The sequence below is a fragment of the Vibrio sp. OPT46 genome (assembly GCF_015163535.1).
In the GTDB taxonomy this organism is placed as follows: Bacteria; Pseudomonadota; Gammaproteobacteria; order Enterobacterales; family Vibrionaceae; genus Vibrio; species Vibrio alginolyticus.
This window is the reverse complement of the sequence record NZ_JADDYG010000185.1, coordinates 1-966: the sequence shown is the minus strand read 5'-3', so window position 1 is coordinate 966 and position 966 is coordinate 1. Positions and strand designations below refer to the sequence as shown.

1 protein-coding gene is annotated in these 966 nt (G+C 38.4%); it reads right to left on the bottom strand.

The window, feature by feature from the left end; all coding sequences use genetic code 11:
* Positions 1-547, bottom strand: a 547-nt coding sequence (locus IQR33_RS08675) for a hypothetical protein (RefSeq protein WP_193843633.1), incomplete at its 3' end; no start/stop codon positions are given.
* Positions 548-966: the final 419 nt, after the last annotated feature.

Here is a 966-nt window from a genome sequence, read left to right as displayed (position 1 = left end):
GCTTTTCTACCTTGTCGAACAAACCTGGGAAATAGACAATCAATTCATCGTGTAAAAAAGCCGCAACTCTCTCCAGTTCATCGACGTATACAGCAATATCATTCCCATACTGGATATCAAAGCTGTCAATACTTACTTTGGACATGGACGGGATATCACCACTCCTATGGTAAGGGTATCTTTGCTTGGTGAAAACTTCAGAATTTAACTCCAAATCATGCTTTAACGAGCAACCATACTTTGAAGCATATTTTTGCACTAAGTACTCAGCATCTTTAGGGTGTTCTTGCTCGATTGAATTAAATATCTTTAATAAAGCATGACCTTCCGTATGTTTTACTTGAGAGGCAGTAGAGCCAGACCAAACAATTGTAGTTTTAATACTCTTCAGTAACAGTTCAATCGAGAATGACAGGAGAACATGATACGGTCTGCGTACAAACGTGTTACTTTTAATTAGTTTCGCAGCCTCGTAAAACTCTTTTGCGGTATAGAAAAGACCAAAATCTACTAGCTCCTGAGATGTTCTATTTCTTACGTTGCTCATGAACAAAATCACTCTAAATCAGAACGGAAAGTATATTTTATCAAAGCCAAGCCTCTAGTCTTATGACGATTATATATGTATCGCATCAAACTCATTTTTACACTAGCACTGCTAACGCCGCATTAAGGTGCGAACAACGCTAAATACCTAACCCAAACCATTGCACCTTAAACACTAAAACCAAGTTTAAACTGAGATCGCCAAGCGTTGTGAGTCACTCTTAAATGCTTTGTTAGGCGCTTCACGCAAATAGTTAAAATGGGATTTAGAAAACCACCTTTTGGAAAAAAGAACGCACGTAACCCACTGAATTTGGTTAAGACCCAAAGGCTAAAGCGACTAAGTTTCTGAAACCCCCTGCAACCAGAAACACCAAAGAAATTGGCAATTCAACACATAGAAATGAAATTTGGAAAGGC